This is a genomic window from Paenibacillus sp. Paensp111 (assembly GCF_059492195.1).
In genome coordinates this window covers 786482-811828 of record NZ_CP168527.1, presented here as the reverse complement: position 1 = coordinate 811828, position 25347 = coordinate 786482, and the positions used below count along the sequence as shown (strand labels likewise).

The window sequence follows — 25347 nt, the reverse complement described above, 5'->3', positions numbered from 1 at the left end:
TCTAGTAGGTCATCCTTTCAAAAGCTCGCCTTTTATATAATCAACAGATGAAATCTCCGGCAATCTAACATAATCCAAATTATTTGTTCTAATGTACTCTATCGGATATTTGTCATGGGTGGTTAGACTATTTAGGACTTCGACAACCTTATTTCGAGTTAAATTAAATACTCTTCCCCAGAGGTTGTCAGCATTCACAATCTCATCAACACTAATAAGTCGATCCTCTGATATCCGGTCATAGTCAAGTAGAACGTAATAAAGAGTCGGGATACCTATTGTTGAAATCTCAGGAGTAACTTTCCGAATTGTGTCATCCCGTTCTCCAGAACGTTCACTTCTCATTAAGGATAATTTGGAGAATGGACAGAACAACACGTCTTCCGGATCATTCACATCCGGTACCTTCGTGTAAAATTGGATCAAACAATCTGTGTCTCGCTTGAGAGAATTCTGCGACACTTCTTTCATTTCATTTTGGCTTACCCAAGTGATAAACGAATTAAACAAATCACCCTTGCTAACCATCGTTTCTTTGTACTTATTAAAGTACCAATCGAAAACTGTCGAAAGATCCTTCCTGTTCTTTACCAAATGGTAGTGAAGAATAGATAACGATTCGTTCCTCTGAAGCAGTCGATCACTATGAAACAAAATGTCACCAAGTTCGGATAGCTCGTGTACCCGCTGACCATCTTCTGTTCTTTCCTCAAGAACATCAAAAGCTAGCAGCCAATACTTTAAGGACTCAAGCATGTTTTTGCCCAAGCCAACTGTCTCAAAAGCATATTCTTCAAAAAAGAATCTCTTATTTTGCTTTACTGCCCTCAATCCCTTACTGAACCATTTATCTCTTATATAGAAGCTTTGGTGTCTAGCATAAGCCATATATGTAGATCATCCCTTCACGTAAATACAAAATTACTCCTGGAGACTTATCTCCAGGAGTAATTATACATCAAAATGCTATAAAAGGACAACGAAAAAAGAAAACGTGCGTTCCCCTAAACATTCACTTCCCCCTTAGCTGCTCAGAATATCTATAGAACGTACAGCAGTAATTTCAAACTTTAACCACCGATAATCATCTTTAGCCTTTGTTTTTAATAATATTAACATTAGCCTCTTCATATGTATTTAAAGGCCCTCCAATATAGCATCGGCTTAAATCGTTGACTAAACTTCCTTTCTTAGTAAAAGATCGATTTTGTAAGAATTAACCTCTTATTTCTTTTCCCCAACGTTTTAGTTTAGGCTGTACAATAAACTAGAGGGTCAGGTTCGTAGAAAGCTGGTTCAAAATAGCTTCCTTGATCAATACAAATGGAATCCCCACCCTCTATTCTCACGTGTATATATTTAGCTCCAAAGTCCTTTTCTGAAAAAGCGATTTTTATTTATAAGTACTTAATGTGGGGTACATCGACTTTATCTGTTGGTTGTTCAATGGTAAGCTCATGTAACTTTCATCGTGACTACAATTTTTTCATTTTTGTGTACACTATTCTCAATCCAATTTATTTCAAAATTATAAACTTTATCTGTTTGAGGTATTGTCACTCCTTCAAGTGATAAACCTACCGTATTAGTTTTAACTACAGATGTTCCAGTAATTTTAAATGAATCTTTTATAGATAATGTTGTGCCTAATGCATCCGCTTTTCCTAGATATTCAAATTTAAAGTTGTAACTTTTAAGATCTGCATTCTCTTCCACAATAATTTTCCATTCGGGGGAACTTGCAGACGTTGATATTGTTACATTTGCTGTATTTTTTTCTTTCGATGGTTCCTCACCTTTCTTTGAACATCCAGACGATAAAAAAATAATTAAAACTATTAGCAGCACTGAGTATACTTTTTTAATTATCTACACATCCCTTAGTAATTATTTTAATGTTTTTAATTCTTTCTCCATCCTTAGCCCACAATAAGTAGATATGAGAGTAGAATGGTTTAGAGAACCTTCGGTTATTTTATAACCACCATTTGAATCTTTGAGTGATTCCAAGTATTTCTCCAAATATTTTTTTTCAGTAGAAGTTATTTTATCAAAATTTTTCTTAAAGACAAAAAACTTGTATTTGTCGATCAAATCAAAATCTTTGGTTTTGCCTTTTTCAAACAATCTATTGACTTTAAGTTTGAGTGCTCCCTTTAACTCGCTTAAATTTTTATCTTTATAGTTATTAAAAATACTAGAAATAGGAATTATATTCGCGATAACAAAATCTGGTTTCTCGTTAATTATCTTTTTTAAAAACAAATAAGTTTCATTTGAATCGTATTTTCCTAAAAGAATAGCATAAAGTATTTCTTTATCGTCTTTAATTGTCGTGTCAAGAGGTACAGTAATAGTTTTTGAAATATTGCTTAGTTTGGAAGCTTCGACATAGTAATATATTGTCTCCAAATTATTGAGACTTTTAATGTCAATGTTCCTAAAATAATTATTTAAAGATTCTGGGGGTTTTTCCCCTAATTCATCGTAAATAATTTGAGCATAATAACTTGAATATATATTTGAAGTTATTTCGCCCCTTTTAGTATATAAACCATTTGGCAATTCATATTTACTAATATTTTGTTTAAATTTAGAAAGATCTGGTATAACACTAGAAGGGAATAATTCTACTATTTCTTTAGAGAATTTAGTATCAGAAACATATTTGGAAATAAGACTAAAACCACCATCTTCTAATTGCCATTCTTTTAATCTTTCACTTAGATTTTTGGGCAATTTTCTTTCAAAACTAAAAATATTATCAAGTTCTACAATTGCCTTTAAGTTAACCATGTCGCCTATTGAACTAAGCTCATGAAAATATTCGGGCGTAATATTTATTAATTTATTTTTTATAAAGTTAAGATTATTTTGGTTTGCACCGTTTAAATTAATTATTTTAGCTAACGAGTTATATATAGACCATTTGTAATTTTCATCCCACTTTGTATCTGGCAAATTGAGAAATTTCACCTTTATAAATTTGTCGATTCTTTGATCAGAACTTTCGTTCCCCAATTCCTTTAGTATTTGCAAAGAAAGCTCGGTATTTATTATATATTCTACTGGCGAGTCTTTTTCACCATTAAAGCCATACATGCCATTGTTTTGATGAATTTGTTCCAAATTTTTAACTACCGAATTTTTATATTTATCTGGAATGGCAATATCGCCGCTTTTACAAAGTTCTAAAAAGCTTTTTAATTCTAACAATTCATTATAATTTTTTATATTTGGTGTATAGTTGTTTACACCATTTAAACTGTCTTTTAAAGTTTTGATTAACTTTGAATTATGCTTTATTCCATCAATTTCTCCTAAAATGAATAAGGAATTAAGCGTCTCTGTGTAGCTAGTTGGTCTTTCCTCGGTTAAAAGCGAATATCCCCCATCGTAGTCAACGGAGTCTTTTATCAATTTAAATGTTTTCTGTCTCCAGTCTACTTGACTTTCTGAGTTTGGAGTAATTTCATTATTAGTAGTAAGACATGAAGAACATATTACAGCTAATATAATAAACACAAATAACATCTTAGTTTTCAAATTACTTCCCCTCTATTCAAGTATTAATCACCGAGGAGACATTTACACACTCGGTGATTAATACTAAATAATAATTAAAGTGAAATGGACACGTAATTACTATTAGCAAAACTATAAGCTGCAGCACCAAAAGTAAACTTCACATTGCTTGCCATGTTTATAGAAGTAAAATGACCTGCCGTCTTTAAAGTAAGAGGTGATGAGGCATTCGCCCAATAGTAGTCTTGCATGGATTCATTTTTCACTGAGCTTGGAACCCACTTGCAAATCACTGAAGTGGATGAATTAGTAACAGAAACTCCACCTGGTACTCCTACGCTATAAATCAACTGTGAGGCGTCCACGGTTTGTTCTGGGTAATTTGTTATATTGCTTGCATTCGCAGGTGATGTTCCTGACCAATAGGCAGTCGAATCCCCATAGGCGTTTAGAACATCATCATTCCCAGCAAACATATAATGATTAACCTTAAGATGGTCGTAACCGACTGCTGTCATTGTTCCACCAGTATATCTCGTATCCTTAGTACTTGAATTATAAGTTTTCCAAGTATTATTTGTTGTATAAGTAGTATTCAAACTATTAGCAGATATTTTATTTTCATCTAGTTGAGGTTTAGATCCACCCGTTGTAACTTTGATCCCTTCCGCTTCAAAAACCACCTTCACAGGTGTATTCTTTACAGGTGTAATCTTCTCCGCTGGAGCTGCAGTAGCAGACAAACTAAACGCCATTATACTGGACAAAGAGATTAATAATGATAAACTAAGTTTAAATTTAGATTTCAAATTAAACAACCTACCTTTTTTGGTATATTTTAGGAGCTCCTTTCAACATACTATCGTGGGTTCTTGAATAGATCAAGCAAGACAGTTATCATTCTTAATTATAGAATCTGTGAATAAAGTTAAATTAACAGTTGGAATTCTAAGTTAAACATCTACATTTTTTAACAAATCTGTATCTCATCGAATTTACAGCCTTGTCCCACACACTGGACATAAATTTATCTTAATTCCATACAACGTATGCGAAACACTTCCGCCAACCATACTATCCCCAGGTAATTGCAACTGTTAATAAACACACTATAATCACTTGTTTGATTGCTCATCAAAGACTTTCTATCTAGTAACGGCCTAACTTGTTTTAATTTAGTTATCATTACTTTTCTCAGTCTCATCTCCCCCTGTACTATTCCCAAATACCACACATTTCGATGAAGACGATTACTAACCGAGTAAAATGTAGGAAGGTGTAGCTCTTGGCTTTCAATTGTCCATTAAACCTTAAAGAAAATAATCTTTGTTCCTTTTCTGAATCACCGTTAATTTTATGACATAAAGAAACTAAATCTTCAAATTATATCACGCAACCGGATCCAACAATAAAGTGAAGCTTAGGTTAGTGATAACCTCCCTCTTTCTCTATTGGTACAGGCATTTATGCAACACTTCTAATTAACTTATTGGGTAGTTTTTCTTCACTTTCCATTTTTGTAAGAGCAGCCTTTTCTTATTTCAGAAACATAAACTTAGAATAAGTCTTCCCTACTCGATCAGCATCCTTGCTAGATCAGCCTTTTAATTCACTTTAATAAATGGAAGAATTGGACGTAAACATATAAAAAACTCTAACTTTTATACAAAGATAGGGTTACCCAAAGGTGACTTTATGTGAGATAGAGTCACCCTATCTCAGTCTCAACTCAATCTGCAATTGATCCTGTTGACAGCTCAAACATTCCCTACTATAATCAAGGCATAACAACGTTAATTCCTTTTTCTATTGCCTGATGCATGCGCGGTACAGGCCATTCTAAGCGATAAATTCTTATTGTTTATTTACTATTTGAGACTACGAGTCTGCTCTTTTCTAATCCGAAATTTCTGCAAAACCATATATAGCCCAATTTGGGTAGTGATAATTTCTCACTTCCTAAATCGGGCTTTTTTCATTTTCAAAGCCAAGGATCCTTTTGATGAAAATCAAAGCCTCCTTGGCTTTTTATATAGATCTGATTAACCGGAAAACGGGCACAGCAAGTCGAGATAGTCATATGCTCCCCCCAATGATCGCTTGCGATCGTGGATGGCTGGAAAAAGCGGAGCACACGAGAAGGCCTGACTTTCATATAAAGTTACCCTCGGGTTGGCCTACCCTCAGGAGCGAAGACACTTGTCTTGGCACGATTACCGTGGTTCTAACAACCGGGTTTGCGAGCTAATGCTCATTTTCTACTCATTATACTGCTTCTTTGAAAATACGACTCCAACTGAAAAGAGATGGAACTAGGCTAATGGTTGAAATGCCGCGTCCCGCTTCAGTTTGCGGAGCTTAACATAAATCATATTAACCGAGAAAGCGCGAGGATGCCTTTCTGGTCGACCTTGCTATAGGTATGTCCAAAAAATCTTCAAAGGAGATCACTTTAACATGCAGCCTACTGAAATCAGAAACATCGACACACTTCATCCCTTTCAAGGTTTCCACGAGTATCGATCCAAGATCACTAAATCGGATATCGAAAACTGCTCCTGTCATATTAGGCAGTTTGGTTATCCCCCTCTCGACATAAGCCCTTCAGGTGAAATTTTGGACGGTCACTGCCGATACGAAGCCCTCAAACTTTTAGGACTGAGCCAAGTCGAGGTAACTGTAATGGACAAACCAGAGGAGGATCTACTTTATTTTTTTCTAAGAAACAAATTTGCACATAGCAAAGGGATTGAAGATCCAATTCTCCGCGCGAAAAATATTAAAACCTTATACGAATTGAATGGAATATCTCCCGGTCGATATCAAAAGACCCACAATGGAGAAAAGTTAACAGCCGAGCAACTCGCCAAAAAAATAGGGTTGGATTCAAGCTTACTGCCCAAAATACATTAAATTACTTGATTTGATTCCCCACCTTCAAGAGCAAGTCAGAAAAAAGAAACTCGGAATAAAAACAGGGGCTAAAATTGCAAACCTCAATCTTAACGAGCATCAGCAGTACGAACTGTATTTAGCATCTCTAGGCAAAAAGATGAATACAAACCTTTGGGAAAACTTAATCGATAATTTGTTATCTGGAGGGCCAGAGAAAGTTGAAACAGTTAGCTCAGAAGCAGAAGGCAATTTCCACCTTTCCCCACCCTTAATTGACAGTACAGATATTTCTAGAAATACCATGGAGACCCTGACAAATTGTTTAAGGTTCATTGAGTCCAACCAAGAGTTGTTCAAAAATAATCAGTTACTTGTCATTTCAAGCCTTAAATCGGCTAATCAAATTAGAGATAAGTTGGAGGAATTATTGTATGGGGAAAACATCAATTCAGGTACAGATTGAAAAATGTTTCAAGCACGTGCGACAGCTCAGCTACAAGTCCCGCGATCGATATAAAACATCATGTTTAGTTTTTGCAGACTTTCTACATCAAGCTTTCAAAGTCCAGAATATCAATAACATCTCCGATAAACATCTTGTTGCCTATGCGAAGCATCGTTTAGACAATGGGATTAAGGCCAAAACCGTAAAAAATGACCTTAGTGCGATCCGCTTCCTTCATCAAAAATTCGATGCACCTAGGTATAAGCTTTCTTCAAATAATGAATTGTTTAAGTTGTATGAACTTGTTATTGATCATACAACTTCTGTAGGTAATCGGGCATGGACGGATGTAGAATTTGAAAAATTAATTCAACTTGCTGAACAGAAGGATCGTAAAGATGTTGTTGATTTAGCTTATCTATGTCGTTACATGGGACTCCGCATCACTGAAGCAGCTGCATGTAAGAGAGCCCAGGCGGAACATTCACTCCGTACGGAGATTTATATCGTGGGTTCCGAAGCGAAAAACGGAAAGGCCAGATGTGTACCTCTAGCCCCTGAGGTGAGGGACATGTTCCGCATGCGTCTTTCTTTAGTTAAACGTGGGGACAAGTTGTTCATCGGTGAGCAAGAAAAAACGCATAACAAAATACAGGCTTTTGAAAAGTTTCTCTCTAGTGTTAGGAGCAGAATTGAAACAGCAGAAGGAAAAAAGGGGCGATCCCTTAAGGCAGGCAAGAAAACCAAATATAATCCTCTTACCTGGCATGGATTACGCTATTCTTATATTCAGGACCGAGTCCAGAATTTCTTGATTGAAGGGGTTGCGGAACAAGAATTTAAAAGGATCCTTTCCTCCGAAATAGGTCATGAAAGAACAAGTGTCATTGATGTTTATACCGGGAAAAACTATTCTTATATGAAATGAGCATGCAAATCAGATATAAAAATTAAATAAAGTGGGCTAACCTCTCAGGTTAGCCCACTTTATTTTACAAAGCTTGTTCTAGATTACCTATGTTAAGATTATTTAACATGTCCTGATATTTTTTCAGTTCTCTCATCTCTTCTTTCATATTGCCAACATATAACTCTTCTTTCGTAGGGTAAAGGTACGTCCACCACTTCCCAGGCTCAGGCTCCCCCCACTTCTTAGCAAGTTCTTCGGGGGGTGAGTATTTTATTGCTTCCTTATAACTCTCGATATCCATTTCACAGTCAATGATAAGGCTCATTAACAACAACCTCTTATAAGATATTTCCACAAAAGGTAAAATCTCCTCGTAATAACGATCAACTTCGATATAAGAATCTTTCGATCCTAAAGGCCTGCAGAGAACAGGATCTATTACTCTCCCATTAACATCAAATTCTACAAGAACCTCAAATTTCTCAGAAACCTCCGATTTGTTTTTGTCTAGCACAGCTGAACCCGGAATGTTTTCTAAAGCAATCTTCATACTTTAATTTCCCTTTTCAATTTATGAATTCCATTAAGTTAATGGGTTGATCAAATGATGCAGCAATCAGGAACTTATGATCTTCGTTATTCAATTTACAACCTTCCACTCTGAATGAGATTCCAGAAACCCGAAATCTTTCTTGGTCTTTGATCAATTCAACAATACCCGCATCAGTTACTGCTAGTGAGAATCGAACATAAACATTATCCTGAACTAGGTCCAAAGCCATTCCTTGATCATCTTTGCACAATTTATGGAACCGAAATGATTTCTGTTCGCCATTTTTGTCCATTAGTATTATTGTATTTACTGGTCTTCTGATCATGAAACCTCCTACAGGTAAAAGACTTTCTTGGCTTCTGGGGTATGATACAAAACGTAACCAAGTCTACTAGAAATAGCATACCAAAAATGAACCTTTTTTGGTATGTTTACATACCAAATTTAATCTTGGTTGCGTATACCTGCTGCGCTATGTTTGTTTTGAGGTGTAGCATATGAATATTTCTAAGAAAACGGTTGGCAGTGTAATTAGGTCGATTAGAAAGCAGCGCGGCCATTCTATAGAAGAACTTGCTCATTTATCCGGTCTTCATTCTACGCATATTGGTAAAATTGAACGTGGAGAAATAAGTCCATCAATCGAAAATTTAGAAAAAATCATAAGTGTTTTAGAATTACAATTGGTTGATTTCTTCCAGGTGTTTTCCAAAGAGGAAAAAGACTCTGGTGTAACGAATGTCCTGATTCGAACAAAATTAGTCGGCATGGATAATACAGAGAAAGAAAAGTTATTAAAGTTCTTGAAGTTATACCACCCTTGACTGCTTGTCTAGTAGGAAATGAGGCGTCTAACTAGCCTATTGCTGTTTTTTTTACTTTCTCTAATAAAAATCATTCTCACTTTCACTTTTATCCAATATGACTTTTTCACCATTTGGCTCTTCACGTATGTATTGGCCGTTTTGCACGTAGAATAATGGGGCCTCTGCTTCTTTTGCCTTCTGACGAACTGATTTCCTTACTTTTTTGATAACCTGCATCAATTCATCTCTGGCTAAACGAGCCATGTCTATTCTCACTCCTTTATCTTGACAAGACTTATCGAAGTATCTAATATTAGATTATACCACTTAGTCTTCAACCTTTACTTTTATTCCCTCCAAACGGTCTGGGAATCATTCTATTCTTTTTAATTATGTGCATAAATTCAAATGGACGAATTTCTTCGTCAATAATATAAAGCCCTTTTCAGGTAGTATGTTTATTTCCTACTGAAAAGGGCTTTTTTGCGTTTTTTTCAATAGATAACATCATCAGCCGGGTTCCCCCATCGTCCGAATGGCGGCTTATAACAAGGGAATACAAACATTTGATATATGGAGGTCGGTTACAAGAAAAAGAGAATTCCCTATCCATAACATAAGTGCAATTTGGGTTGTCCAAAAATTGCTGGTAATCTCAATAAGCCGTACTCTCTAAATAAGGAGGTATTCACATGCGTAATTCTCATAAGCAATCCGTTGATTATATTCCTGCTACCAAACGCAATACTTTAACCCTTAAGGAGGCCTGGAAAGAGGTTTTCGAATGCCAGGTCTCTATGGATAAACTTTACGCAGAAGTCAGAGCAAAAAGAATTCCACATACTCGTGTCGGGTCAAAGATCCTCTTTCGAAGAGATACTTTGCTTACCTGGTTCCACGAACAAGAGGCAAAAAACTATTGTTCTTACGAGATTGAATCCCATGCATAATAGGAGGTATTCCCATGGCAAGTTTACAAAAACGCGGTAACGATTCTTGGCTTTTGGTTGTGGAAGCCGGTATTGGAGCTGATGGAAAAAGGATTAGACGAACAAAGTCCATTAAAGCGAAAGGCATTCGGGAAGCAAGGAAGATACTCGCAGAATTTGAAACCGAGGTTGAGTCAGGCCAATATATCGCTCCTGAGAAAATGACTTTTGCAGCATTTGTAGAAGAGTGGAAAGAAAAATATGCTCAGCACGAGCTTGGAATTAAGACTTTAGATATCTATTCCCGCTTCTTGAAGAACCGGATCCTTCCGGTCTTTGGTCACATGCGGTTAGATAAAATTCAGACCTTTCAAGTAGTCAACTTTATTTCAGAACTCAGCAAGGAGGGCAGCCGGCAGGACGGCAAAAAGGGCCAACTATCCTCGGGCACCGTACAATATACTCATAGAATCTTAAAAAATATATTCTCCCGCGCAGTGGAGTGGAAACTTATCAAAAGCAATCCTGCTGCAGATATCAAAAAGCCCAAGGTCAAACGAAAAGAGATCGAAGTATACGATGAAGATGAGGTAGCATTGTTGTTCGAACTATTAGAAAATGAATCAATGAAATGGCGTATCATGATCATGCTCGCAATTACAACAGCACTTCGTCGTGGCGAGCTAGTTGGTTTGGAGTGGGCACACGTTGACCTTAATAAAGGGATTCTTGAGGTTAAACATAGTATTTCTCATTCCATTAACGGTCAGAGAATCATCTCCGAACCTAAAACGGATAAGTCTAAACGCAAAGTAAGTCTATCGGACACTGTGATTGAACATCTTAAGGAGTATTACTTGGAGTCACGGAAAAAGCGCCTAGCTTTAGGTGATGCATGGAAAGGCGGAGATCATTTTTTTGTGTTCAGTAACGATGAAGGAAACGCCTATTACCCTGAGACACCTTATCTATGGTTTCGTTCATTTCTTAAGAAGCATGGGTTAAAATATATTAGATTCCACGATCTTCGCCATACGAGCGCCACCCTGCTAATCAACAAAGGCGTACATGCAAAACTTATATCTGAGCGCTTGGGCCATTCGAATATCTCGACCACAATGAACGTCTACGGCCATGCGCTGCAATCAGCAGACAAGGATGCCGCTAATAAACTTGATTCGCTGGTTCCACCTAAAAAAGAAAAAAGGAATGGTTAGCTGAGATCGGACTGGGGACTGCCCCCCTAGCGTAAAACAAATCAAAACACCTCCAAGAGAATCCTTCTACATCGTAAGATGTATGGACAAATTTTGGAGGTGTTTTTACGTTGTCAACAATAGTTAGCTGGCTAAGCAGGGTCGATCGGGTGAACTACATACATCGTTTGTAGCAGCCTGTGGATAAAAAATATAGCTATGGCAAAGGTCCAGAGTACGCGGTCGGGGAACTGCGCGTGGATAAGCGTTTCTTAAGCTGAAATTAATGTGCCGAAGGAGTCCGAAAAATGGGAAAATAGCTCTCGCCAGAAAGTGTAATTCCATGGACGGAAAGTATTCAAGCAGTTGTTAACGTACAACCTTTGGACTTTGGAAAACAAACTACCTTGTTGCGTAGTCAAATCTTCTTCATTCATGGCTTCGGCAATTCGGGTCAATGACCATTAGCTAAAATACTCTGCGGACGATTCAGGCTTGTCTTTCATGAGTGAATTGCAACGCCTAACAGGCAGACACAATACCGAAGATATACAAAGAGGCCTGGTGGTATTGGAGGAATCTATTTATATCGCTTGGGAGAACAAATCGAAACTCCAGAGTATTAAAATTCTGGAAGGGTGGAAAAGAGGGCACTCTCCCAAGCCCATTTCGGTGGTAGCAATGTGGATTACTGGACGGGATACTAGAATTTCTTAAACCCTTAACGAATGAAGCTCAAAAATTCTATGAAGACACTATCTTTAGTAGGGCAATATCTATCAATAAGCTATCCAAATTACTAGGCGTTACAACCGGCACACTACGAACCTGGGAAACTAACTTTGAAGAAGTCCTACGCATCCCCCGTGACGATGAAGGAAATCGTTGCTACACAGAATTTGAAATCGGCATCTTCTTCACCCTGTTGTTTTAGAACTCCAACTGAATTTCAGTTCCAGAGTAAAAAAAGCCGGAATTAAAGCTCCGGCTTTTTTGTCTGAAGAAATCCACCCCAACATACCTCGACAAGTTGATGGATTACTTCCGCTGTAGAGATAAGTACAACCAACTAGTGCTGTACCTATGCTTACCATACGCTTGAATTCATCAAAATACAAGACCGATCTATTTTCTTGGCATGTTTCCAACAATACGCTGCTTAAGCGCTTTTTTTGTGCGCACTTCGGAAGCTAAGAAGTTTGCCCTTTCCAAAAGTTGGGCTTAAGCTTTATTTAGCGTGAATTGCTCAAACCACTTTGTTTACTACATTTATTTTCAATTATTTCCTACATAGAAATCATTTGCCAGCATTTCACTATTAATATACCATAAGGGCATATTTCAGATATAACGGTCGGCATGGGCCCAGAGAAGCTCTCGCCAACATCTGTACTTGTTTGGCCACCTGTTTAGCACCGAATACTTGGGATACCCAAGCCGAATCGTTCGAGATAACTAGAGCGAAATCACCGCCATCAATCATACAGCTATAATCTACACTGGTCACCATTTTGCTCTTGGGAGCCGAGATAGTTATACAACGAGTGATGCCTCGCGATTTGCAGCTAAAAATGCTTAATAAATCAATGGAAAGGAGCATACTCCCGTAAATTTCAAATTATAGGCAGTGATATACGTTGATTAATATGAAATGACATAGTAGAGTCTAAAACAAGACATTACATCAATACCTTCAGTTGTGGAAATATTTCAGTTAGCGGAGGCTGAGATTTCACAAGCGATCCTATGCTTTTGGTGCCCCTTCCATTTTGTTCGAAGAATTAGCAGAAGGGAGGTAGGTGCTGAACAAATAAAGAGAATATCGCAGAGTTAAGAATGTTTCAGAAAGGAAGATCGTAACATGGAACCTCAAAATGAAAAAAAGCAGGTTAAAAAGAGCATATTTCTTGAGGATACTATTTGCCCTATATGCTGCGGACCCCTATACATGGATGACGGATACGGTTCAATGGAATCACAAGAATACTGTGAGGCCGATCGCAATCATTATCGCTTTTTTAGTAATCTATTTGTCACAACCCTATTAATTGATGGTATCAAGTTTGACGATTTTCTAGAGGCATCCAAATATATTGAAAGTTATATTAAGAAGACATAACCCTGAATCAAAGAGGCGCTTCCCGTTATAAAAGATTGTAAGAAACTACAGTCGCGAAGCTTGGAATCTCTACTTAAGTGTTCAATTTGGGTCCATCGTTATCCATGTATTACTTGCTTCCAGACATTCTACTCCGTTAAGAAACATACATTCTACTCCGCGATCCATAGATTTCAAAATACTCAATAAGATATTGAGTTGATTCTTTTTCCTCATTTACTTTTCTTCCAGCTTAAAACGTTTCTCCATCTTCTGGCTTCTTCAACCTTTTGATCTCTTTTATTACGCTGATTTACCCTTTGATGATAAGCTTCTTGCTCCTCGAGACTCATTGTCTTGAGTTTTTGAATTGTCTCATTAATATCTTTATCGTACCCACCATTAATCTCCTTCTGCTTGTGCTAATATCCCCATCCAACACCTTGCTCCCAAGCACTTTGGAGCTCATATGCTATTTTATCCGCAAGCTCTTCACTCGGTAATTCTATTAATTCACTATCGAAAATGCCATCTACTACTAGAACAAGAAACTTACCATCTCTAATTACTGATTAGTACAAAGTCCCCCCCCTTTTTTTGAGCCTTCATAATTTTTATTTTTCGAGCCAGCTTGTATTTTTTCGTTTTCCATTCTGCCCGAGAGACAACGTAAGCGTCAAGAGATGATGCTCAGGATAGACCACCCATTACGGCAAAAGGAACTCGGGCGAATAACCTTACTTTTCGTTGTGAACTTCAATCAAATTTCTTCCACGCTCCAACATTCGATATCTTATTAAACTATCCGCTTAGTTCAACGCCCGTACCGTAAGCAAAATAATCGATGGATCGGCTCCACCATTGGAACTCACGTATCCTCGAATTGAACCTATTAGATTCTTTATCCATTTGATAAGGCTTATTTAATTAATTCCTTTGACTCCATTAATTTCTTTACGTTTCTTGTAATGACACAAAGAAAATGAATCTTGCTGCAACAATTCAAAAAGAGTCAGTACAGTCAGAAACGCCTTCAAGCCGTAATTGAAGATACTAGCATAGGAGTGCTCGGTTTGAACTAGTACGTATCGAACCCTTTTCCCACTGAAATTATGATTTAATTAATCCAATCCTTCCTTCATTGCCATTGTAAACACTTTACGCTTATATTCTCTTCCAGTGTTATCATATAAAAGGAGGAAAGCTTCACTTCAAATAATTTGTATATGAAGGGCTGGTATTCAATGACACAGACAGGGATTCTACGCGAAAAAGGTATTACTTGGACGAAAAATTGGTTTACTGCTCATGGATATTTTGAAAAAAAGATGTATAACAGCACTTTTTATGGCATCAGAAATAAAGAAAGGTTTGGTATTTTCGTTATTGCACGTGATCATCGAATTGCTTCGAAACCTTATGAAACTGTCACTTTGCAACTCAAAGATGTAATTTCGATTGACAAACAATTTAGGACACTAAATATTTCGCGTGGCTTTGTACTAATTGCTCGAGGATTTAGGGAAAGCAGCAAGATAAGAAAAGATCTCTCTTACTTCGTTAAGGTCCCCTTCCCATTGCTTGATCGACTCATTTTAAAATGGGGACATCAGCAGAAACCTCCAACAGTAAACATTGGTTTTAGTGAAGTTCAGATGAAAAAGTGGATTCAAGAAGGGGTAGAGTTTATTTCGATGTACGACACTAACTCTCGATCTGCAAATGAGAAGGTACCTTTACCCGAAATATCAAACAATTCTTCTTTCTTTTCTAAAGAAGTAACTCATACAGAAATGGAACAGCTTATCAAGTCGCGAATCGGACAATCTGAATTCCGAAAAGTCCTTTTAAAGCGTGATAAGAAGTGTGTAGTTGGCGGCATTTCCCACGAGGCCTTCCTAATAGCTAGTCACATAAAGCCATGGAGTGAGTCCAGTCACAAGGAACGTCTGGATCCAAATAATGGCCTTTTATTGTGCACAATACATGATACAATTTTTGATAAAGGATACATATCATTTGAAGATAATGGGGTAGTCTTGATATCTCCACAGTTAGATAGCGATCTCCAAAACGCATTTAACATTACCCCAAAAACTAAAATTTCTCTAATAAGACAGCAATGTAGTTACATGTCCACGCATAGAAAGATATTTAACGAAATGATTATTAAGAATTCACCGCCAACCAATATTCAAGGCGAGTTCCCTCTGTAAAAAAGCGTCAGTACCATCAGAATCGTCATCAAGACGAATCTAAAGATACTGACGTTATCCTTGGTAACTAGGAAGAAAGTGGGCAGATTGTTAATCCGGGATGAAAGTATATGTTTTTCAGGAATAATTCGATTTAACGAACGCAAACGTAAAAACTCCTGTTCGTTGAAGATTGGTGTTAACTACACTGACAACTAGGCAAAAACCTTCGTTTGAATGGTTATTTTACTGTAGATGAAAAAGCTAAGACCAATTCTTAGGATTACGGCATTAGGCTCTACCTCGATTTTTCCCCGGATAAGATTACTGTGAACTGCAACGGTTCGGCTGCACCTGTGAACTCCTTGGTCATGCTAAACGTCCTTTAAACAATATTTTCATATCCTTTCTTATCGATATATACGTTTTGGGATCGCAGTAAACAAGGGCATCTCAAGCTGAGCTATGCTCAACTTATTTTCATTCATATATCGAATCATATAGGTTGGCTGCGTTGGGCTTTTGTCATTGTTATCCCGAAAGCAGTGCAGCCTCCCCTTATGCTCCTGCAGTAGATGACGTAGCCTGGAAGCTGCTTTTTTCCCGTTTTTGCCCCACCCGACCATCACCCTGGGGCTCCGTTCAACCATCCTCTGGATATACTGTAGGTTTTCCGGGTCATGCCTGTAATCATGGATATCAAGTTCTCTGGATTTGGGTTCAATCTTAGAGATCACATTGACGATAATTATGCCACCGAAGCCCTTGACTTCGGCAAAAGATCGAAGAAACTTTGTGGTAGGATCATTGTTATCGGCGGTTGCCGGGTTTAAGAGCAAATAACCAAGCATTGGTTTACTACCAAGTTCCCAAGATTCTTGGTAATAATATCGCCGGGTAGGGGAGTTCTTGTCATCAAGGATGACTACTGGATTAAATGCTCATTATACCTCCGGTACGTTTTTATAGAGTCTGTAAAATATTCTGTGTAAACTCTCAAACCAAATCTATATTACAATATGGGAAAGGCTGGTTATACAAGTGATCTACCTCCCTAACTTCGCTAAAAAACACGAGCTGTCCGTTATCCTGTTAGAAAAACTCGTTAGAGACACAGGGTCCGCTACCCACTTTCGTTTTCTATAAATCATGTACCTCGATCATGAGGGTGTTTGCTGAGTTCCTCCTTCCACATCCCTGCCCTTTATGGAACCTATATCTACAGGCTAGTTAACACCAGTATAAAGACAGCGATATTCATAAGTGTTCTCACCTCATTAGCAACCTTAACCGTCTGAAATAAAACTATTTACATACTTAATGTATTCTGGATTTACAGCCTCGATTCTAGTAATTAAATCCCTATTTTTTATCTTACTTTGAAATAAATAAGAAACAGCGACTAGTGTGTCACGGAAAGTAAATACTTCATTTTTAAATAAATAATTCAATAGTTGCCTGATTTTTGTTCCATCGCTAGGAATAAGTTTTTTAGCCTCCATATGTCTATAAACCATAAGATAAAGTACAGTGAATTGTGAAGGATTGAAAAAAATATAATTCCAGTTTTTTATGAATTCGAACAAATTCTTTCTATCTATGTCCTTCCACTTCCCTGAAAAAATGATATGATTAAAAATCTTCGACGAATCCTCACCGTTCAATGATATATATTTATCAACCAAAATCTTATACATTTCTAGGTCGATACCATATTTCTTTTGGGTTCGACAAAGATCTCGTATCAATGCTATTAAATGACCGTTTGCAATAATCTCCTCTACCCTTTCATCTATCACCTTTTCATTGGAAAAAGAACCCCCATACTCAGCCCTAGCAAATTCGTACAAGGATCTATACTCATCTGGTGACAGCATCTTGGTTTTGGATGTATTAATTGTTAGTGAATCTTCCCATAAAAAATAACTTATTTCATTGAGTATTGAATTATTTTTCTTCCTATCTGCAGACCCATCTAAATGAATGAAGTACATATCATCAACATACCGCAGTAACTGCAGGTTCTCTCTAATAAGCATGTGTTCAACTTTATTATCAAAATCAATTAAGAAGAATTGGGATAGTATAGAGGATGCAATTGAATAATGAATCTGAGGCAAACTGTCAAATCCAGCATTTTTAAAAAAATACTCTAAATCACTGACTATTGTCTGTGAACCTAGAATCCCCCTCAATTTGCTAATGAGCGAGGAAATCTTAATCGAATCAAAAAAGTTTTTAAGATCAATCTTTAATGCGGATTTGTCAAAGTACCTCTCACGTTCATTTTGGAACTTATTATAACTTTCATTATAAGAAGAATTCATTTTAATTTTATTTATTGGGGCATCATGAACTAGTTGACCTGAATAAAACGAAGTAATTCGATCTCTTGAAAAGTTTAATACATCTTTTCTATTCGCATATAAGTATCCAATTGTGAATACCAGATAATTATAATACAGATAATGTAACGGGTGTATTAAATACATATCTCTAGGTGTAAAGTAATCATTTTTATATATAAAATCCCTAACCTTTGAAACGTCATATACATCACAAAACGTTTCAATTGGCATTGAAATTATTTCAATTATCTCTTTCCTACTGTACTTGCTTAATTCGTTTACATTCGCAATGGTTTGTGGATTATACCCTTTCTTTTTTGACATTGACAAGGTATATATGTATGCAAGTCCGATAACTTTGTTTTTATTCACATAATTCATCCTTAAAATATATATCTTATAATTGCTATTGCTGAAAATAACATTACTATTAGATTAAAGTACCATAATAAGTTATGTAGTGTGAAATCCTTAATTTCCTTCTGTCTTCTTTTCTTACTCTTCATTATTGGTTCTCTTTGGCCCATCTGTTCGGCAATGTCAGTATCTTCGCTGTTTTGTAAGTCTTGTGCTCCTCGCTCATTATCAATAGGATCATGGTTTTCATTATTTTTTAATAGGACCTGATACTCATCCATAATTATCTTGAAGTCTGACAAAACCTGTATTTCATCAGAATTATTATTGGAACTATTTCTCTTAATAATAAGTTCCTTTAGCTTCAATATTAAGTCCTCAATATCAAGCTGGTGATAGTGCATTTTTAGAGCTCTTTCATTAAAGTTAATACCTGCAATAAAGTATTGTAGCAGGATAACATAAATCGAGAAAATACCTGCGAATACGCTGTAACTCTTACTTTCAAATACACTATTCACTTCTTTTCCTCCAAGGGAAAGCAAAACAAATATTACAGCCTCAATATTAAGAAAAAGAAACATGAAATTCCACTTCTCGGCATAACCTTTAAGTCTCTTACTCATTGCTATTCTGTTATTGCGAGTTTTGTTCAAGGTGTTAATCTTTTTCTCCACTTCGGAATAAATAGTTATGTTTTTATACTCTTTGTCCAATATTAGACCCACCTTTTAGGTATCAATTATTTTTATCATTAAGACAGTCATTCAGCATGGTCGTATCTTTTTGTGTTTCCAGTAATGATCATATTGGCCTATTATCATCAACAGTAACCTCATAATACCATATTGAATTAATATGGATAAGTATGATTGTCGCTGGTTATCAAGGTTTAAGTTACCCCCTTTTTTCCAAAAACCTTGAACCAGTTAGGTTTACATACAAAGAACCGCCTATTTCAACAATCTAGGCGGTTCCAAACTAAGAGAGTATTTCGTCAACAATCAGTCAACTCTACTATATTCTTGGCTCTGTTTCACATTCCAATCCTATCTGTACTACTCACAAAACCCGCTCCACCACTGCAATCTCATCCCTCTGTACCATCCCTCACCAACAAAGCCACAGATTCTACGTGAACGGTATGCGGAAACATATCCACCGGCTGCACCTCAACTGTCCGGTACCCGCCGTCCTCCAGCACCCTCAAATCCCTCGCCAAGGTGGACGGGTTACAGGTCACATACACCACCCGTTCAGGCTTCATCGCCAGGATCGTGTCCAGCAGCTGCGGATCGCAACCCTTACGTGGCGGGTCAACCACGATCACATCCGCCTCAATGCCCTGCTCTTTCCAGCGGGGAATGACTACCTCAGATGCTCCCACCTCAAACTTCACATTGCGCATGCCGTTAAGCTCGGCATTAATACGTGCATCCTCGATCGCTTCCTTCACGATCTCGACCCCGTACACCTGATCCGCATGCTGCGCAAGGAACAGTGAAATAGTCCCGATGCCGCAATAGGCATCGATTACGGTCTCCTTGCCCGTGAGTCCAGCGTACTCCACGGTCTTGCCGTACAGCACTTCGGTCTGTACCGGGTTCACCTGGTAGAACGATCTGGCTGAGATCGCGAACTGCACGTCCCCAATGTAATCGTAGATTACATCGCGTCCCCAGAGGGTACGGGTTTCATCCCCAAAAATAACGTTAGTCTGCTTCGTGTTCACATTCTGGCAGATGCTTGCGACATGAGGAATCTGCTCCCGGATACTTCCGATCCAGGCATCGGCGTGCGGAATGTCCCGTCCGTTGGTAACAAGAACAAGCATCATTTCGCCCGTCCAAAATGCCTTCTTCACTACAACATGGCGAAGCAGGCCACGGCCTGTCTCTTCGTTATAGGCACTGATCCCGAGGCTGCTGCCGATCTCTTTGACTCTGTTCACTACATCATCGTTGTGCTCATGCTGGATCAGGCAAGTCTCCATATCGACGATACGGTGACTACCCTTGGAGTAAAAGCCCCCCACTAGAGCGCCATCCAGCACACCGACAGGCACCTGTGCCTTGTTGCGGTAGCGCCATGGGTCGGACATGCCCAGTGTAGGTAGAACGACAATACCCTCGTTCGAGTCATTAACGAAATCCTCATGACTAGCTTGTCCTGCACCAGCATTAACCCCAAAGATTCCATTGGCACCATTAACGGCTCCAGCCCCTGGTACTGGTCTTGCTTCTGTCCCCGCTCCTGCTACTGATCCAGATACTGCTTCTAACGCTCCTTCTCCAGCTTCCGATCTTGCCTCTGTCCTTCTTCCATCACCCGTTTCACTCCCGCTCACCCGCAGCTTCCCGATCCGCTCCAGCGCATCGACCACATGCTGGCGCTTCCAGGCCAGCTGGCCTTCGTAGCTTAGGTGCTGCAGCTGGCAGCCGCCGCACTTGTCGTAGATCGCGCACGGTGCGGCTACGCGGTCCGCGCTGGCCCGTACGACGTCAAGCAGCTTGGCATAGCCATACTGCTTCTTCGTCTTGAGCACCTTGACCCGGGCTTTCTCGCCGGGCAGGGCTCCAGGGACGAACAAGGTGTAACCGTCCGCACGGCCAACGCCTTCACCGTCATGGTTCATCCCGATGATCTCGATCTCGAGCTCATCGTTCTTCGCTACCGGCAGGCCAGCAATGTCAGCCGATACCGCTGCTGAGCCTCGTCCTTGCTCAGATCTCCTTCCCCCATTTCCTCTCGCCCCGGTCGCACCTCCTCGCCTGCTTCCTCTTCCATTCTCAGATTTTCCGCCCCGCTGCTTGTTCATCCCGCTTGTTCACTTCTTTCTCATAGGTTGAAATCTATATCATCTATATCAGCCCGGTAAAACGAAAGAAAGAACAACCATCCCGCTGCCGCCAAGGCCAGCTAAGAGGCGTTCTCTTCTATCCCGGTCATTTCATTCATCTATCATGAGTAACATCAATAAATCCTAAGATAAAGAAAGCTAATTATCCCCATACTTCGTGAATCCTTTAAGGCCTTCTCTTATGGCAGTGAGACGCACCTTAGCAATAATCGTCCACCCACCACGGCCATTTCATGACAGCCCTATTCCGTACGGCATGACTCAATGCTCCAGAATACCTATCTATCTGTATCCGTTCCAAACCATGCTCCGCCTGAACAAATCAGCCATGCCTTACAAAACAAGCTCGACCCGCACAACCACGCCAATCAGGCAAAAATCCGCATATGCTGCGGCAGCATCTCGAACACGCCCGGCAGCTCGCCTCCGAGCTCGCCGTCCAGGTTCAGCTGCACCAGGCTCGCCGGTGAGGTCACTTCCATCCGGTTCGTCTTGAAGTAGACGACGTGCGGATCATTAAAGTGCTCTCCGCGCAGCGCGAGCGTCAGCAGGCGCAGGAACTCGCCAAGGTTGCACTTCTTGACGGCAATGACGTCGAACAGGCCATCGTCGATGACCGCGCCTGGCGCGAGCTTCTCGAACCCGCCCACCGAGTTGCTGTTGGCGATCAGGAAGAGCATGAACTCGCCGTGCATCTGGGGCTGGCCGTCGGCCTTGATGACGAGCTCGGTCGGTGACAGGCTGGCCACCTTCTCGATGCCCTTCATGTAGTAGGCCAGCTGGCCTATGCGCGTCTTCAGGCGGCTTGGCACTTCGTAAGTCAGCTCCGTCAGGGAGCCTCCGCCCGCGATGTTCACGAAGTGGCGGCCGTTCACCCGGCCGATATCGATGTACCTGGTCTTGTTCTCAATGACCAGATCGCAGTATTCCTCCCAGCGCTTGGAGATGCCCATCGCGCGGGCGAAGTCGTTGGTCGTCCCCAGCGGGAACACGCCAAGCGGCGGCAGGTTCTCCCGGCCGGCCATGCCGTTCACGACCTCATTGAGCGTACCGTCTCCGCCGGCCGCGATAATGATGTCGTACCCGCGCTCTACCGCATCTCCAGCCTCGCGGGTTGCATCCCCTTCGCCTTCCGTGGCGAAGCAGGAGGTCTCAATTCCTGCGCGGTCCAGCCGGTGCAGCACATCAGGTAACAGGCGACGCATTTCCTCTCGTCCCGAGGACGGGTTATAGATCAGCCTTGCTTTCTTCATATATTGTAACGCCACCCGTTTATGATAATGTCAATGAATTCATTATAGTCAATATTTGCCTGTTAATCCAGTCGGTCAAGAGCGGATGTGGCAGCAGCGCTTCCCCGGTATAACGGCATTCCAGCCCTTCAAGCCGGGCCCTAATCGTCTTCTTCGTGAAATATCCCGCGCTGAGGAACAGCGGCGCCACAAGCACATCCATGCCCCGCTCTTCATGCCAGTACCTTACCTTGTCCGCTACGCTGTCCGGATTCAGCAGCGCATAATCCGCATGCTTCACCCCGCCGAGCTCCCCTACATGCTGGGCGAGTGCGCTAATCCCCCGCTCCCAGCGCTGGCGGAATCCGTCATGGACACTGCCATGACCGATCAGGAGCACTACCTCCTGGTCAGGATTCGCAGACTTAGACTTAATCTTGTCCCAGACCATGCGCGCTACCAGAGGATCATCATCGATCGGTTCCCCGAAATGAACACGGCTCTGAACCCGGAAAGGCTCAAGATCCGTCTCCTTGTCGGGTGCCGCCTTGACTCCCAGTGCATAAGCGATCTCATCTATATGTGTACTTCCGGACGAGACAAATAACGGAATAACGATCATGTCCGTCACCCCGGCCTCCTCCAGAAGATCAATGCCGTCTTGAATTAATCTTCCCTCTACAACCTCAAGAAACGAAGCCGCAACCGGCATTTCTGCCGGCAGTTCAAGCTTCGCTACAGATTCATCCACGAGCCGCACCCAAGCGGCGTCGGGAGAGCCGTGACTTATAACAAGCACTCCAGGCTTCATAAGACTTAACGTCCCAAACGTTCCAGCGACATTTTATACCCGTCGTTGCCATAGTTCAAACATCTCTTCACACGGGAAATAGTCGCCGTACTTGCGCCGGTCTCTGCTTCAATCTGATTATAAGTGCATCCCTTGCCAAGCATACGGGCGACTTCCAGGCGCTGCGACAGCGACTGAATCTCGTTCACCGTACACAAGTCATCGAAGAACACATAACATTCCTCGATATTCTTGAGTGTAAGTATTGCTTCGAATAATTGATCGATACTTTTATCATTCAACTTCTTAAGCTGCACTGATTTATCATCCCCTACTGTTACTGTAACCTCATTGTACTTTGCGGGCGTATCCTTTTCAAGCATTAACGGTTTATCGCGCTGCAGAGGCGGCTGCCCAAATCCGCATTTGTCCCCTATATCCGGGACATTCGTCTATACCTTATGTTCGCCCAGCACATACATTGTTAGTAAGATTTGTGAAAAAACAATAAAGGAATGTGATCTCCATGCCACATTATCAATATTCACAGAGGAGTGTTACCCCGCCCGGCTACCCTTATGGTCCCCACTATCCGGGGCTTAGCCCTTACGAAGCCCCCATCCCGTTCGAGACGTCGGCCCTCGTACCCTATGGCTCCCCGGTACAGAGTGCAGCGCCTACGGTTGTGACCCCCGCCGCGTCGGCCGCGAAGAGCGGCGGACTCTCCATCCCCAAGCTTGGAGACCTTAAAGGGATCATCGACCGCATGGGCGGAATCGACGGGGTTGTGGCCACGATGGGCCAGGTCCAGAAGGTGATGCAGGGCATCCAGCAGTTCGCTCCGATGGCGAAGCTGGTCATGGGAGGCCTGCTCCCCGGCGGCAAAGGCAAGACGAACTCCGCCACCAAGCTGGATGAGTTCAGGCCGAAGAGACGATCCTCCAAGAAAGCCAAGTCCGGCACCAAGAAGAAAAAGTCCGCACCAGGCTCCCGTTCTTCCCTGAAGAAGAAGACCGTCAAGAAGAAGACCCGCCGATAAGCAAGGATCGGCGGGCTTCCTGCCTTCCCGAACATACAGTAGAGAATCTACCTGTAATATATTCAGTTTATTTATTTATTTGAACCAGCCGCGTCTTTGGAACCAGAGGATCATCCCAGCGCTCAAAGCCAGCATCACTCCAAGCACTACGAAATATCCATACTTTGTATTCAGTTCAGGCATATTGATGAAGTTCATGCCGTAAATGCCAGCGATCAGCGTCAGGGGCATGAAGATCGTGGTGATGACGGTCAGCGTCTTCATAATGCCGTTCATCCGGTTCGAGTTCAGGGAAATATAGGAGTCCCTTAGGTCGGCCGTCATCTCCCGATCGGCTTCAATCATGTCCGTCAGCTTGAGCAGATGATCGTAAATGTCGGTAAAATATGCCTTCTGCTCCCGTTCACCCTGAACATGCTCGGAATTGACCATCCGGTACATCAGATCCCTCATCGGGACGATCGTCCTTCTAAGCTTAAGCAGCCGGCTGCGGAGGTCGAACACCTGGTTCATCAGGTCTTCAACCGATTCGCTGCCTCCCTTGCTCTCCAGCTCGTCCAGCTCATCCTCGATCGCGAAGACGCAGGGGAAGTACAGATCGACAAGCTCGTCGATGACCAGATAGGCTGCCGCCATGGGGCCTCTGGCCCATATTTTCCGGTTATGTACCCGCTGCTTGACCTTAGTCCATGCCCCTTTCACTTCCTGCAGCTCCTTATGGTGATAAGTCACAAGACTTCTGTGTCCAATGAACAGGTCGAGTTCGGTCGTATCCAGTGTATCCGCATCCAGCGCGTGGACAACCAGGAACTCCATATTCTCGTAATAGTCCATCTTTGGTCTTTGCAGCACATGGAGACAATCTTCAATTGCCAGCGGGTGGAAATGGAAGAAGGTCTCGAGCAGTGCAGATTCCTCCTTGGTTGGCTCGCTGAAGTCGGTCCACACCCAGGCATACCGTGGATTATCCAGCTGCTCCAGCGGGATATCCTCCTCAACCTCATGTTCATGTGTAATGCCAAGTGTACGTATCATGGTACGTTTCCCCTTTACTTGTTGTGCATATTCCCCTGCTCAGAGCAGCTTAGCTGCTGTTCCTGGATACCTTAGAGCACGCAAAAAGCCAACTTCATCAGTTGGCTCTCCTTGTACATTCGTGCTGTAATCCG

24 protein-coding genes are annotated in these 25347 nt (G+C 40.9%); 9 read left to right on the top strand and 15 right to left on the bottom strand.

The window, feature by feature from the left end; translation table 11 throughout:
- Nucleotides 1-9: 9 nt before the first annotated feature.
- The 4 genes from ACEN86_RS03825 to ACEN86_RS03810 all read right to left on the bottom strand — a co-directional run bounded on the left by ACEN86_RS03825 (nucleotide 10) and on the right by ACEN86_RS03810 (nucleotide 4334).
- Nucleotides 10-888, bottom strand: a complete 879-nt coding sequence (locus tag ACEN86_RS03825) for a DUF4007 family protein (RefSeq protein WP_495633039.1) — start codon at nucleotides 886-888, stop codon at nucleotides 10-12.
- A 567-nt stretch (nucleotides 889-1455) separates the two neighbouring features.
- Complete coding sequence (locus tag ACEN86_RS03820; RefSeq protein WP_495633038.1) at nucleotides 1456-1848, bottom strand: hypothetical protein; 393 nt, start codon at nucleotides 1846-1848, stop codon at nucleotides 1456-1458.
- A 39-nt stretch (nucleotides 1849-1887) separates the two neighbouring features.
- Nucleotides 1888-3546, bottom strand: a complete 1659-nt coding sequence (locus ACEN86_RS03815; protein WP_495633037.1) for a hypothetical protein — start codon at nucleotides 3544-3546, stop codon at nucleotides 1888-1890.
- A gap of 74 nt (nucleotides 3547-3620) precedes the next feature.
- Complete coding sequence (locus ACEN86_RS03810) at nucleotides 3621-4334, bottom strand: hypothetical protein (protein WP_495633036.1); 714 nt, start codon at nucleotides 4332-4334, stop codon at nucleotides 3621-3623.
- Between the two features lie 1648 nt (nucleotides 4335-5982).
- Between ACEN86_RS03810 and ACEN86_RS03805 the strand changes: the two genes are divergently transcribed.
- Complete coding sequence (locus tag ACEN86_RS03805) at nucleotides 5983-6438, top strand: hypothetical protein (RefSeq protein WP_495633035.1); 456 nt, start codon at nucleotides 5983-5985, stop codon at nucleotides 6436-6438.
- Nucleotides 6439-6851: 413 nt separating this feature from the next.
- Nucleotides 6852-7793, top strand: a complete 942-nt coding sequence (locus ACEN86_RS03800; protein WP_495633034.1) for a tyrosine-type recombinase/integrase — start codon at nucleotides 6852-6854, stop codon at nucleotides 7791-7793.
- A 64-nt stretch (nucleotides 7794-7857) separates the two neighbouring features.
- Here the strand turns inward: ACEN86_RS03800 and ACEN86_RS03795 are convergent, their stop codons facing one another.
- Both ACEN86_RS03795 and ACEN86_RS03790 read right to left on the bottom strand, forming a co-directional pair.
- The gene (locus ACEN86_RS03795) at nucleotides 7858-8325 is read right to left on the bottom strand and encodes a hypothetical protein (protein WP_495633033.1); all 468 of its coding nucleotides are present in this window, start codon (nucleotides 8323-8325) and stop codon (nucleotides 7858-7860) included.
- A gap of 16 nt (nucleotides 8326-8341) precedes the next feature.
- On the bottom strand, nucleotides 8342-8653 hold the full coding sequence (locus ACEN86_RS03790; RefSeq protein ID WP_495633032.1) for a hypothetical protein: 312 nt from the start codon (nucleotides 8651-8653) through the stop codon (nucleotides 8342-8344).
- Nucleotides 8654-8825: 172 nt separating this feature from the next.
- Between ACEN86_RS03790 and ACEN86_RS03785 the strand changes: the two genes are divergently transcribed.
- A complete protein-coding gene (locus ACEN86_RS03785) occupies nucleotides 8826-9152 on the top strand; it encodes a helix-turn-helix domain-containing protein (RefSeq protein ID WP_495633031.1) in 327 nt (108 codons plus the stop codon).
- Between the two features lie 60 nt (nucleotides 9153-9212).
- Here the strand turns inward: ACEN86_RS03785 and ACEN86_RS03780 are convergent, their stop codons facing one another.
- Complete coding sequence (locus ACEN86_RS03780; protein WP_495633030.1) at nucleotides 9213-9398, bottom strand: hypothetical protein; 186 nt, start codon at nucleotides 9396-9398, stop codon at nucleotides 9213-9215.
- A gap of 428 nt (nucleotides 9399-9826) precedes the next feature.
- Here ACEN86_RS03780 and ACEN86_RS03775 point away from each other — a divergent pair, with 428 nt between their 5' ends.
- The 5 genes from ACEN86_RS03775 to ACEN86_RS03755 all read left to right on the top strand — a co-directional run bounded on the left by ACEN86_RS03775 (nucleotide 9827) and on the right by ACEN86_RS03755 (nucleotide 15573).
- Nucleotides 9827-10084, top strand: coding sequence for a helix-turn-helix domain-containing protein (locus tag ACEN86_RS03775; RefSeq protein WP_495633029.1), 258 nt, complete (start codon nucleotides 9827-9829; stop codon nucleotides 10082-10084).
- Nucleotides 10085-10098: 14 nt separating this feature from the next.
- The gene (locus ACEN86_RS03770) at nucleotides 10099-11280 is read left to right on the top strand and encodes a tyrosine-type recombinase/integrase (RefSeq protein ID WP_495633028.1); all 1182 of its coding nucleotides are present in this window, start codon (nucleotides 10099-10101) and stop codon (nucleotides 11278-11280) included.
- Between the two features lie 670 nt (nucleotides 11281-11950).
- Nucleotides 11951-12193, top strand: a complete 243-nt coding sequence (locus ACEN86_RS03765) for a MerR family transcriptional regulator (RefSeq protein WP_495634209.1) — start codon at nucleotides 11951-11953, stop codon at nucleotides 12191-12193.
- 927 nt (nucleotides 12194-13120) lie between these two features.
- Complete coding sequence (locus tag ACEN86_RS03760) at nucleotides 13121-13378, top strand: hypothetical protein (RefSeq protein ID WP_495633027.1); 258 nt, start codon at nucleotides 13121-13123, stop codon at nucleotides 13376-13378.
- A 1223-nt stretch (nucleotides 13379-14601) separates the two neighbouring features.
- Nucleotides 14602-15573, top strand: a complete 972-nt coding sequence (locus ACEN86_RS03755; protein WP_495633026.1) for an HNH endonuclease — start codon at nucleotides 14602-14604, stop codon at nucleotides 15571-15573.
- A 389-nt stretch (nucleotides 15574-15962) separates the two neighbouring features.
- On the opposite strand, the gene ACEN86_RS03750 is transcribed toward ACEN86_RS03755, so the two are convergent.
- The 7 genes from ACEN86_RS03750 to ACEN86_RS03720 all read right to left on the bottom strand — a co-directional run bounded on the left by ACEN86_RS03750 (nucleotide 15963) and on the right by ACEN86_RS03720 (nucleotide 23456).
- On the bottom strand, nucleotides 15963-16475 hold the full coding sequence (locus ACEN86_RS03750) for a DUF1643 domain-containing protein (protein ID WP_495634208.1): 513 nt from the start codon (nucleotides 16473-16475) through the stop codon (nucleotides 15963-15965).
- Nucleotides 16476-16838: 363 nt separating this feature from the next.
- A complete protein-coding gene (locus tag ACEN86_RS03745; protein ID WP_495633025.1) occupies nucleotides 16839-18281 on the bottom strand; it encodes a DUF8609 domain-containing protein in 1443 nt (480 codons plus the stop codon).
- Nucleotides 18282-18283: 2 nt separating this feature from the next.
- The gene (locus tag ACEN86_RS03740; protein ID WP_495633024.1) at nucleotides 18284-18973 is read right to left on the bottom strand and encodes an SLATT domain-containing protein; all 690 of its coding nucleotides are present in this window, start codon (nucleotides 18971-18973) and stop codon (nucleotides 18284-18286) included.
- Nucleotides 18974-19347: 374 nt separating this feature from the next.
- Nucleotides 19348-21075 (bottom strand): 23S rRNA (uracil(1939)-C(5))-methyltransferase RlmD, encoded by a 1728-nt coding sequence (gene rlmD, locus ACEN86_RS03735; protein ID WP_495633023.1) that lies wholly within the window; start codon nucleotides 21073-21075, stop codon nucleotides 19348-19350.
- A 410-nt stretch (nucleotides 21076-21485) separates the two neighbouring features.
- Nucleotides 21486-22370, bottom strand: coding sequence for a diacylglycerol kinase (locus tag ACEN86_RS03730; protein ID WP_495633022.1), 885 nt, complete (start codon nucleotides 22368-22370; stop codon nucleotides 21486-21488).
- 19 nt (nucleotides 22371-22389) lie between these two features.
- Nucleotides 22390-23160, bottom strand: a complete 771-nt coding sequence (locus tag ACEN86_RS03725; protein ID WP_495633021.1) for a sirohydrochlorin chelatase — start codon at nucleotides 23158-23160, stop codon at nucleotides 22390-22392.
- A gap of 5 nt (nucleotides 23161-23165) precedes the next feature.
- A complete protein-coding gene (locus ACEN86_RS03720; protein WP_127199410.1) occupies nucleotides 23166-23456 on the bottom strand; it encodes a YerC/YecD family TrpR-related protein in 291 nt (96 codons plus the stop codon).
- Nucleotides 23457-23665: 209 nt separating this feature from the next.
- On the opposite strand from ACEN86_RS03720, the gene ACEN86_RS03715 reads away from it, so the two are divergent.
- On the top strand, nucleotides 23666-24178 hold the full coding sequence (locus ACEN86_RS03715) for a hypothetical protein (protein WP_495633020.1): 513 nt from the start codon (nucleotides 23666-23668) through the stop codon (nucleotides 24176-24178).
- A gap of 75 nt (nucleotides 24179-24253) precedes the next feature.
- Here ACEN86_RS03715 and corA read toward each other — a convergent pair whose 3' ends face one another.
- Nucleotides 24254-25213, bottom strand: a complete 960-nt coding sequence (corA, locus tag ACEN86_RS03710; RefSeq protein ID WP_495633019.1) for a magnesium/cobalt transporter CorA — start codon at nucleotides 25211-25213, stop codon at nucleotides 24254-24256.
- Nucleotides 25214-25347 lie beyond the last annotated feature (134 nt).